The sequence below is a fragment of the Luteibacter jiangsuensis genome (assembly GCF_011742555.1).
Classification (GTDB): Bacteria; Pseudomonadota; Gammaproteobacteria; order Xanthomonadales; family Rhodanobacteraceae; genus Luteibacter; species Luteibacter jiangsuensis.
On record NZ_JAAQQR010000009.1, the window covers coordinates 13,157 to 23,082 of the forward strand.

Sequence of the window (9,926 nt, forward strand, 5' to 3'; positions counted from 1 at the left end):
ACATGGACAGCATTCGCATCCGCGGCGCCCGCACGCACAATCTCAAGAATATCGACCTCGACCTGCCCCGCGATCGCCTGATCGTGATCACGGGCCTGTCCGGGTCCGGCAAATCGTCGCTGGCCTTCGACACCATCTATGCCGAAGGCCAGCGGCGCTACGTCGAGTCTCTGTCGGCTTATGCCCGGCAGTTCCTCTCGATGATGGAAAAGCCGGACGTGGACACGATCGAAGGGCTCTCGCCCGCCATCTCGATTGAGCAGAAGTCCACGTCGCACAACCCACGCTCCACCGTCGGCACGATCACCGAGGTGTACGACTACCTGCGCCTGCTCTATGCACGCGTCGGCACCCCGCGCTGCCCGAACCACGGCATTCCGCTCGAAGCGCAGACGGTAAGCCAGATGGTGGACACGGCGCTGGCGCTGGACGCCGACAAGCGCTGGATGCTCCTGGCGCCGGTGATCCGGGAACGCAAGGGCGAGCACGTGCAGGTGTTCGACCAGCTGCGCGCGCAGGGCTTCGTGCGCGCCCGTGTGGACGGCGAGGTGTACGACCTCGACGCCGTGCCGCCGCTCACCCTGCGCCAGAAGCACACCATCGAGGCGGTGATCGACCGCTTCCGCCCGCGCGAGGACATCAAGCAGCGTCTGGCCGAATCGTTTGAAACGGCTCTGCGCCTCGGCGACGGCATCGTGATCCTCGTGGACATGGACGATGCCAAGGCGCAGGAACAACTGTTCTCCTCGCGCTATTCCTGCCCCATGTGCGATTACTCGCTGCCGGAGCTGGAACCGCGCCTGTTCTCGTTCAACTCCCCCGTGGGCGCCTGCCCCACCTGCGACGGCCTGGGCATCACCCAGGTATTCGATCCCGCGCGCGTCGTGGGTCACCCGGAACTGAGCCTTGCCGGCGGCGCCATCCGCGGCTGGGACCGCCGCAATCCGTATTACCACCAGATGATCGTGTCGCTGGGCAAGCACTACGGATTCGATCCGGAAACGCCCTGGCGCGAACTGCCGAAGTCGGTGCAGAACGCCGTGCTCAACGGCTCGGGCCGCGAGCTGATTCCGTTCCGCTACATCACCGAACGCGGCGGCAAGGTCACCCGCGAACACAAGTTCGAGGGCATCCTGCCGAACCTGGAGCGCCGCTATCGGGAGACCGAATCGGCCGCCGTGCGCGAGGAACTGTCGCGCTACATCGCGGACCATCCCTGCCCCGACTGCGAAGGCCAGCGCCTGAATCCGTCGGCGCGCAACGTGTTCGTGGCCGACCATGCGATTCCGGAGATCACCTCGCTGGCGATCGACTCGGCGCTCGGCTTCTTCGAGAAGCTGAAGCTTCCGGGCTGGCGTGGCGAGATCGCGGTGAAGATCGTGAAGGAGATCCGCGAGCGCCTCACCTTCCTCAACGACGTGGGCCTCAATTACCTCACGCTCGACCGCCAGGCGGATTCGCTTTCCGGCGGCGAAGCGCAGCGCATCCGTCTGGCCAGCCAGATCGGCGCCGGCCTCGTCGGCGTGATGTACGTGCTGGACGAGCCGTCCATCGGCCTGCACCAGCGCGACAACGAGCGCCTGCTCGGCACGCTCACCCGTCTGCGCGACCTCGGTAACACGGTCATCGTGGTGGAACACGACGAGGACGCCATCCGCGCAGCCGACCACATCCTCGACATCGGTCCCGGCGCCGGCGTGCACGGCGGCCACGTGGTGGCCGAAGGCACGCTGGAACAGGTGCTCGCCTCGCCCGCGTCGGTCACGGCGAAGTACCTGAGCGGCGAACGCGGCATCCAGGTGCCCGCGAAGCGCCGCGAGGCCCGCGACGACCAGTGGATCGAACTCAAGGGCGCCAGCGGCAACAACCTGAAGGATGTCGACGTCCGCATCCCGGTCGGCACGTTCACCTGTGTCACCGGCGTGTCCGGTTCCGGCAAGTCCACGCTCATCAACGACACCTTCTATCGCCTCGCCGCGATGGAATTGAACGGGGCGGGCGAGCAACCGGCGCCCTACGAGTCCATCGAGGGACTGGAACTGTTCGACAAGGTGGTGGACATCGACCAGTCGCCCATCGGCCGCACGCCGCGGTCGAACCCGGCTACCTACACTGGCCTGTTCACGCCGCTGCGCGAGCTGTATGCGCAGGTGCCCGAAGCGCGTCAGCGCGGCTATACGCCGGGCCGTTTCAGCTTCAACGTGCGCGGCGGCCGCTGCGAGGCCTGCGAAGGCGACGGCATGATCAAGGTGGAGATGCACTTCCTCCCCGACGTGTACGTGCCCTGCGACGTGTGCCACGGCAAGCGCTACAACCGTGAAACGCTGGAAGTCATGTACAAGGGCCACACCATCGCCGACGTGCTCGACATGACGGTGGAAGACGCGTTCAAGCTGTTCGAGAACGTGCCGGTGATCGCGCGCAAGCTCGAAACCCTGCGCGCGGTGGGCCTCGATTACATCAAGCTCGGACAGAGCGCCACCACGCTTTCCGGCGGCGAGGCGCAGCGCGTGAAGCTGTCGAAGGAACTGTCCAAGCGCGACACGGGCAGCACGCTCTACATCCTCGACGAACCGACCACGGGCCTGCACTTCCACGACATCGAGCAGTTGCTCGACGTGCTGCACCAGTTGGTGGAGCACGGCAACACCGTGGTCGTGATCGAGCACAACCTCGACGTGATCAAGACGGCCGACTGGCTGATCGACCTCGGCCCGGAAGGCGGCGCCGGCGGTGGCCGCATCCTGGTCAGCGGCACACCCGAGACCGTGGCCGCCACGAAGGCGTCGCACACCGGGCGTTTCCTGTTGCCTCACCTGAAGCCGGCGCGTACCGTTGCGAAGGCCGCGCCGAAGGCTCCGGCGAAAGCCGCCGCCAAAGCCGCGGCCGGCACGCCTGCCAAGGCCGCCGCCAAGAAGACGACCGCGAAGCCGGCCGCCGCGAAGAAGAAAAGGACCGCATGAGCACCGAAGCCTCCCTGAACCCCGCACCCGTTCCGCTGTTCATCACGCCGATGGACGTGCGCTGGCAGGACCTCGACGCGTACAACCACGTCAACAACGCCAATTACCTGGTCTACCTCCAGGAAGCACGCCTCAAGTGGCTGAAGGATATTCCGGGCGACTGGTACAGCCCGGCCGCGGCGCCGGTGATGGCGCATAGCGAACTGAATTACCGCCTGCCGATCGAGTGGCCGGCGGACATCCAGATCGAGCTCTTCGTCAATCGCATGGGCAACAGCTCGATGACCATCGGCCATCGCATCCTGGACAGCAACGATCCCACGCGCATCCATTGCGACGGCAGCATCACCATGGTGTGGATCGATACCCGCAGCGGTCGCCCTGTGCCGCTGCCGCAGGCGGTGCGCGATGCGGTGGCGGAAGCGGAGCGGGGCTGAGAATTCTATTCGGGAACCAAGGTTTCCGCGGAAGCACCGGCTTCATGTGGGATCAACTGTCTTTTGCTGGAGCCGGCTGACTACCGCTAATCGCTTCGGCACAGGCCATGCGAGTTTTGTGTGGGAGCCGCTTCAGCGGCGATGGGTGCTCGCGGCGAGCATGCCCGCTACCGCGGGATCGCCGGCATAGCCGGCTCCCACAAAAACTTTCGCCTCGTTCATGTGCCACCGGTATGATCCGCGAGGGCCTACATGGAGAGCATCATGCTGCAACGTTCCCTCGTCCTCGCGATCGCCTGCGCCGTCGCCCTTCCCGCTTTCGCCGCGGACGAGCGCACCGCGCTCACGCTCTACCGCGCCGATGGCGACCAGCTCTTTTCCACCGGCGGCGACGCCGTATCGGGCGACGGCTATGCCGTGGTCCACGAACGGCGCGCCTTCGACCTCAAGGGCGGCACGCAGGACCTGACGATCGACGGCCTGCCCGCGGCGCTCGACAGCGAGGCGCTGTCGCTGCGCTTTCCCGGCAAGGAAACCCGCGTCGTCTCGCAGCGCCTGCTGCTCGGCCAGGGCTTCGACGGCGCGGTGGCCGGCCTCGTCGGTCGCAACGTCAGTGTCATCGGCGAGAGCGGCCAGCCCATCGCCAGCGGCACGCTGGTTCGTGGCGGCGACGCCCTCGTGGTGCGCGAAGCGAACGGGCAAGCCACCCTGGTACGCCAGTACGCCGCGCTGCGCGCGGCCGACAGTACCGACTTCGCACGCGGCTCGACACTGCAGGTGCGCGTGACCGGCGGCGGTACCGGCAAGGCGAACGCCCAGCTCGACTACCCCACCTCTGGTCTCGGCTGGCGCGGCGCCTATGTGGCCACGATCCAGCCGGGCAATGCCTGCCGCATGACCTTCGACTCGGCGGCCAGCATCGCCAACCGCAGCGGCCGCGACTGGAAGGACGTGACACTGAAGCTCATCGCTGGCGAGGCGCGCAGGGCGAAAACGCCGCCGCAGCCACGAGCCGCGCAAGACCGCATGTTCGTGTTCAAGGCTGCCGCCGCGCCAGAAGCCGCGCCCTCGCAGGCAACGCTGGGCGACCTGCGCACCTACACGCTGCCCGCCGCCGTGGACCTCCCGGACGGCAGCGTCACGCAAACCCCGCTGTACGACCGCCGCACGCTCGACTGCGAACGGCAGGCGCTTTACGACTCCCAGGCGGGCGGCTGGTTCCCGCCGCGCCCGAACGTCGAGAAAGAAACCGTGCCGCCCGCCAATGGCGTCCCGGTGGTCTCGAACCTGCGCTTCAAGGCATTCGACAGCTTGCCTGCAGGATATGTGCGCGTGCTCACCACCGACCGCGACGGCAACGCCGAACTGCTGGGCGAAGGTCGCATCGACGATACGCCGAAGAACCAGGACAGCACGGTTTCCTTGGGCAATGCGTTCGACCTCACCGCCTCGCGCGAGCAGACCACGTTCACCGTGGACCAGGCGGCGCACCGCATGGACGAGGGCTTCCGCATCGTCCTGTCCAATGCCGGCGATACGCCGAGAACCGTCACCGTGCACGAGCATCCGAACCGCTGGCGCGCCTGGAAACTCACGTCGTCGTCGGTAAAGCCGACCAAGGTTTCGCCCGAACTGCTGGAGTTCAAGGTGGAGGTGCCGGCGAACGGCAGCGCCACGCTGGATTACGCCGTGCAGTACACGTGGGTCGAGTCGGACCTCGCAAGGTAACCCATCGGCTTCGGCGCCATAATCGGGCGAACCCACCCAAGGACCACGAACATGCTCGACATCCTTCCTCACGACGGCGGCATCCACGAGATCCGCATGGCGCGGGCGCCCGTGAACGCATTCGACCTCGGGCTGGTCCAGGCACTGCGCGAGGCTATCGTCGAGGCCCCGTCCAACGGCGCCCGTGGCATCGTGCTTTCCGGCGCGCAGGGCATGTTTTCCGCGGGCGTGGACGTCCCGGCGCTGATCCAGCGCGATCGCGCCGGCGTGAAGGAGTTCTGGGACGCGTTCTTCGCCCTCTGCGGTGCCATCGCCACGTCGAGCGTGCCCACCGTCGCCGCCGTCACCGGGCACAGCCCCGCCGGCGGCGCCGTGGTGTCGCTGTTCTGCGATTACCGGGTGATGGCGCACGGCGTCTACAAGATCGGACTCAACGAAGTGCAGGTGGGCCTGTCGGTGCCCGAGCCCATCCAGTTCGCCATGCGCCGCATCGTGGGCGCTTACCGCGCCGAGCGCCTGCTCGTGGCGGGTGCGATGGTCGATGCGGAACAGGCGCACGCCATCGGGCTGGTCGACGAGCTTGCCGCCGTGGAACAGGTGGTAACGCGTTCCGTGCAGTGGCTCGACGACCTGCTGAAGCTGCCGACGAAGGCCATGCTGCGCACGCGCGCCATCGCTCGCGCCGACCTGACCGCCGTCTGGGGCGACACCACCGACCTGCTCGATCCGGGCTTCATCGACGACTTCTTTGGCGACGAAACACAGTCGGTGATGAGAGCCCTCGTCGCGCGGCTGAAGTCGAAGTAGCACCGGGCGCCTCGCTGTAGGTGCCGCCATGGCGGCGAGACACAACGGCGATACGCGCTCGCTAGAGTGCCCACTGCCGCGGGATCGCCGGCATAGCCGGCTCCCACAGGAGTTGCGATTACCGGAAGGCGGTTATGCCTGCGACGCCCTGGGCCGCGTGCATTCGCGCTTCCGGCAGTGCTTCCGGGCCGACGCCGCCCAGCGCGTAGACGGGCAGCGAGGCGGCTTCCGCCAGACGGCCGAACCGCGGCCATCCAAGGGGTTCCACGCCAGGGTGGCTCGTCGTCGCGAGCACGGGCGACAGCGTGGCGAAATCGCAGCCGAGGCGCGAAGCCAGTTCGAGTTCCGCGGCATCGTGACACGATGCGCCGACGGGAACGGATAGCGGCAGCGGCCGCTCCGTCCACTCACGCAATTGCCCGGAGGCCAGGTGCACGCCGATCCCGAGTGCCTCCGCCCCAGCCACATCGCGGTTCAACAACAGCTGCGCGCCATGCCGCCGCACGTCGGGCAGTATCGCCGCAGCCACACCGCGCACCGTTTCGAAAGGTTCCGCCGGCAGGCGCAATTGCAGAAGGCGTTCGCCCCGATCCAGCGCCGCATGGGCCCAGGCGGCGGCTTCGTCCGGCGAGGCATGCGCGGGGCTGATCGCGTAGTGCCGCGGCAACCGCAGCGCGGCGAGGATCGGCCGGTCGGCCGGTGCCAGCAGCGTTGCATCGACGGAGGCCGCTTCGTGCCAGGCAATGGCTGCCGCGTCCAGCGCCTCGGGCTCGCCTTTCCAGCCACGCACAAGCACAGCCTCGAGCAGCATGTCACGGTCGCCATAGCGCCACGGTACCCGGATCAGTGCTTCAAAGGTGGCCGGATCGACCGCGATGCCGAGCTCTTCCTCCAGTTCGCGTTCGAGCGCCGACACCGCGCTCTCGCCAGGCTCGAGCTTTCCGCCGGGAAACTCCCACATGTCCGCCAGGTGCTTGCCCGGCGGGCGTTGCGCGATGAGGATGCGCCCGCTGGCGTCGAGGAGGACGCCGGCAACCACGTGCATCAAGGCGTCCGGTGCGAACCGCCCGCCGGCTCGGGGAGGGGGCGTTCCCGCTCCACGGCATGGTTCCGCACGTACTCGACCATGTCGAATGCGTAGGGATGCTCGGCGTCCGCCTTGTGGCGCACGCGGGACACTTCGGTCCAGTCCTTGAAGTCGATGCCGGGGAAGAACACGTCGGCACCGTCCACCGAGGCATACACCCAGGTGAGGTAGAGGGTACTCGCCAGCGGCAAGGCTTCGCGGAACACTTCTCCGCCACCGATCACCATTACGCCCGTGTGGCCGCAACGGGCCTGCGCCTCCTGGATGGAGCGCACGGTGATCTGGCCGGGATACGGTGCCTCGCCCTTTCGCGTGAGCACGTAGTTGTCGCGGTCCGGAAGGGGCTTGCCGATGGACTCGGCGGTCTTGCGGCCCATCAACACCGCCCTGTCCTTGGTGAGCTTCTTGAAATAGCGCAGATCGTCGGGAAGATGCCAGGGCAGGCCGCCCTTTTTGCCGATGGCAAAGTTTTCGTCGAGCGCGGCAACCAGGTGAACAGCCATGGAACTTCCTTCGCGTTGAGTTGGCACAATCGGGCCCAGGGGCCCGCGGTGGAGATAGTAGTCCTCTGCGTGCGGGGACGAAACCGAGCCGGGGCCACCCGGATCGCGATTCCCTGCGGTTTGGCGAGGATCAGCCGAGAGGCCATAGCCGGGTGAGCGGCGGCTCCGAGCCGGTCACCGGATCGGTGTCGGGAAAAGGCAGGGTGGCGATCCGGTCCCGCATGGCCGCGTCTGGCGCGTCGCGGCAGATGTCCCATGCCTGTCCGTCGGGATAGGCGCCTACCATCTGGAAATCCTCGGAGGCCGCGAGGCTGCGATGCCCCGTTCCGGCCGGCAACAACACGACATCGCCCCGGCTTACCGTTATTTCCTTCCCGCCGGGACCGCCGAGCACGAGGGTGGCGGAGCCCATGCTGCACCCGAGCACCTCGTGTGCGCTCGAATGGTAGTGGTGGTAGTCGTACACCCCATCGCGCCAGCGCGGCACCCAGCCGTTCCCGGCGAACAACGTCTCGAACGCCGATGCCACGTCGCCTTCCGATCGCACGCCGCGATACAGCAGCACCGGCAGGCGCGGATGGTTCGGCACCCAGTCGTGCGGCGGAAAATACAGGCTCTCCGGTGTCATGCGTCGGTCTCCCAGGGCATCGGGTGGATGATGCCGGCCACAACGTCGAAGGGGAGTCATCGGCGGGATCGTATCTTCCAAGACGACACGAAGTTTTGCGGGTTTGATGCGCGCAGGGACGAAAGACGCGACCGTGTGTGCAGGATTTCATTCCGACCGAGGGCGACGCCATGCCGTCAGACTTCGCGCCAGCTAACCGCTGGCCCTTCGCTGCAACCACCGCACTGGCCGCTGCCGTCGCGGTCATGCTCCCCCTGCCGGTTCACGCCGCGGCGCCTCCCGCGCCGGCCAGTTCGCCATTCGTCGGTGCGGGCGAGCCACGCGCCTCCGCGCCGTTGCCGGCCGCCGCCGTGCCAGCCGCCACGCCGAGCGATGACACCTCGATACGGCCATTCCCGAAGGTTCATGTCTCCGACGAAGCCATCGCCGACCTGAGGCGGCGCATCGCCGCGACGCGCTGGCCCTCGAAGGAAACGGTGGACGACACGTCGCAAGGCGTGCAGCTGTCGACGATGCGCAAACTGGCGGAGTACTGGCAGTCGAGCTACGACTGGCGCAAGGTCGAGGCGCGCCTCAACGCCCTGCCGCAGTTCGTGACGACCATCGACGGCGTGGACATTCACTTCATCCACGTGCGCTCGAAGAACAGGAACGCGCTTCCGCTCATCATCACGCACGGGTGGCCCGGCTCGATCGTGGAACAGCTGAAGGTCATCGAACCCTTGAGCGATCCCACCGCGCACGGCGGCTCGGCGGCCGACGCGTTCGACGTGGTTATTCCCTCCCTTCCCGGCTACGGGTATTCGGGGAAGCCCACCACCACAGGCTGGGACCCGGTGCACATCGCGCGCGCATGGATCGTCCTGATGAAGCGGCTCGGCTACAAGCACTTCGTCGCGCAGGGCGGCGACTGGGGCGACGCCGTATCCGAACAGATGGCGGTAATCGCTCCGCCCGAGCTGCTGGCGATCCACACGAACATGCCGGCCACCGTGCCCGACGACATAGCGAAGGCGCTGTCGGCTGGCCAGCCGGCGCCGGCAGGCCTTTCTGCCGACGAACGAAACGCCTACGAGCAACTCGACTTCTTCTACAAACACGGGTTGGGCTACGCACAGGAGATGACGAACAAGCCGCAGACGCTATACGCGCTGGAGGATTCCCCGATCGGGCTCGCGGCCTGGATGCTGGACCACGACATCCGCAGCTACGAACTCATTGCCCGCGTATTCGACGGCAAGAAGGAAGGGCTTTCGCGTGACGACGTGCTCGATAACGTGACGCTGTACTGGTTCACGAACACGGCGGTGTCCTCCGCCCGTTTGTATTGGGAGAACAAGCTCGCCTTTTTCGAGCCGAAGCACCTGAAGATTCCGGTCGCCGTGAGTGTCTTCCCCGACGAGATCTACGCCGCGCCGAAGACCTGGGCGGAGAAAGCTTTCCCGAAGTTGATCCATTACAACCGGCTGCCGAAGGGTGGTCACTTCGCGGCCTGGGAGCAACCCGATGCGTTCGTCGCGGAACTGCGCAGCTCGTTCAAGCAAGTTCGACCGTAGCCGCATGCCACGGGCATTCTAAGCATCGCCAGGTTTGCCGCTGTGCGCGACGATCGGCTTTTCCGGCGCCGGCCGCGACATCGCGCGACCGAAGGTGCCCACAACGCGCTGTCGCCGAGATTGTTCTCGCACACGGTGCAACACAGTTCATGCTTGGCCCGCAGCCGGTCCATGCCTTCCTCGCGCGCGGCAAGCGACTTCGCTCCCTGAGTCCCCA

The 9,926-nt window shown here is 66.8% G+C and carries 8 protein-coding genes; 5 read left to right on the plus strand and 3 right to left on the minus strand.

The genetic code is table 11. From position 1 onward, the window contains the following. The first annotated feature begins 2 nt into the window (after window positions 1-2). The 4 genes from uvrA to HBF26_RS16305 all read left to right on the plus strand — a co-directional run bounded on the left by uvrA (window position 3) and on the right by HBF26_RS16305 (window position 5,935). The gene (uvrA, locus tag HBF26_RS16290) at window positions 3-2,963 is read left to right on the plus strand and encodes an excinuclease ABC subunit UvrA (protein WP_167128887.1); all 2,961 of its coding nucleotides are present in this window, start codon (window positions 3-5) and stop codon (window positions 2,961-2,963) included. Next, complete coding sequence (locus HBF26_RS16295) at window positions 2,960-3,400, plus strand: acyl-CoA thioesterase (protein WP_167025585.1); 441 nt, start codon at window positions 2,960-2,962, stop codon at window positions 3,398-3,400. The genes uvrA and HBF26_RS16295 overlap by 4 nt, the downstream gene beginning before the upstream one ends. A 264-nt stretch (window positions 3,401-3,664) precedes the next feature. Further along, the gene (locus HBF26_RS16300; RefSeq protein WP_167128889.1) at window positions 3,665-5,128 is read left to right on the plus strand and encodes a DUF4139 domain-containing protein; all 1,464 of its coding nucleotides are present in this window, start codon (window positions 3,665-3,667) and stop codon (window positions 5,126-5,128) included. Between the two features lie 51 nt (window positions 5,129-5,179). Then, window positions 5,180-5,935 carry an enoyl-CoA hydratase/isomerase family protein gene (locus tag HBF26_RS16305; RefSeq protein WP_167128891.1) on the plus strand — a complete coding sequence of 252 codons (756 nt, stop codon included), beginning with the start codon at window positions 5,180-5,182 and terminating at the stop codon, window positions 5,933-5,935. Between the two features lie 118 nt (window positions 5,936-6,053). Here HBF26_RS16305 and HBF26_RS16310 read toward each other — a convergent pair whose 3' ends face one another. The 3 genes from HBF26_RS16310 to HBF26_RS16320 all read right to left on the minus strand — a co-directional run bounded on the left by HBF26_RS16310 (window position 6,054) and on the right by HBF26_RS16320 (window position 8,153). Continuing rightward, on the minus strand, window positions 6,054-6,980 hold the full coding sequence (locus tag HBF26_RS16310; protein WP_167128893.1) for a Nudix family hydrolase: 927 nt from the start codon (window positions 6,978-6,980) through the stop codon (window positions 6,054-6,056). After that, entirely contained in the window at window positions 6,980-7,525 is a 546-nt protein-coding gene (locus tag HBF26_RS16315; RefSeq protein ID WP_167128896.1) for a dihydrofolate reductase, read from the minus strand. The genes HBF26_RS16310 and HBF26_RS16315 overlap by 1 nt, the downstream gene beginning before the upstream one ends. A 130-nt stretch (window positions 7,526-7,655) precedes the next feature. Next, window positions 7,656-8,153, minus strand: coding sequence for a cupin (locus HBF26_RS16320; protein WP_167128899.1), 498 nt, complete (start codon window positions 8,151-8,153; stop codon window positions 7,656-7,658). Between the two features lie 170 nt (window positions 8,154-8,323). On the opposite strand from HBF26_RS16320, the gene HBF26_RS16325 reads away from it, so the two are divergent. Next, on the plus strand, window positions 8,324-9,709 hold the full coding sequence (locus HBF26_RS16325; RefSeq protein ID WP_205287662.1) for an epoxide hydrolase family protein: 1,386 nt from the start codon (window positions 8,324-8,326) through the stop codon (window positions 9,707-9,709). Window positions 9,710-9,926: the final 217 nt, after the last annotated feature.

Excerpts from the sequence above, each read along its gene's own strand:
- HBF26_RS16320 (WP_167128899.1), bottom strand. The coding sequence starts at position 8,153 with ATGACACCGGAGAGCCTGTATTTTCCGCCGCACGACTGGGTGCCGAAC.
- HBF26_RS16305 (WP_167128891.1), top strand. The coding sequence starts at position 5,180 with ATGCTCGACATCCTTCCTCACGACGGCGGCATCCACGAGATCCGCATG.
- HBF26_RS16325 (WP_205287662.1), top strand. The coding sequence starts at position 8,324 with ATGCCGTCAGACTTCGCGCCAGCTAACCGCTGGCCCTTCGCTGCAACC.
- HBF26_RS16315 (WP_167128896.1), bottom strand. The coding sequence starts at position 7,525 with ATGGCTGTTCACCTGGTTGCCGCGCTCGACGAAAACTTTGCCATCGGC.
- uvrA (WP_167128887.1), top strand. The coding sequence starts at position 3 with ATGGACAGCATTCGCATCCGCGGCGCCCGCACGCACAATCTCAAGAAT.
- HBF26_RS16300 (WP_167128889.1), top strand. The coding sequence starts at position 3,665 with ATGCTGCAACGTTCCCTCGTCCTCGCGATCGCCTGCGCCGTCGCCCTT.
- HBF26_RS16310 (WP_167128893.1), bottom strand. The coding sequence starts at position 6,980 with ATGCACGTGGTTGCCGGCGTCCTCCTCGACGCCAGCGGGCGCATCCTC.
- HBF26_RS16295 (WP_167025585.1), top strand. The coding sequence starts at position 2,960 with ATGAGCACCGAAGCCTCCCTGAACCCCGCACCCGTTCCGCTGTTCATC.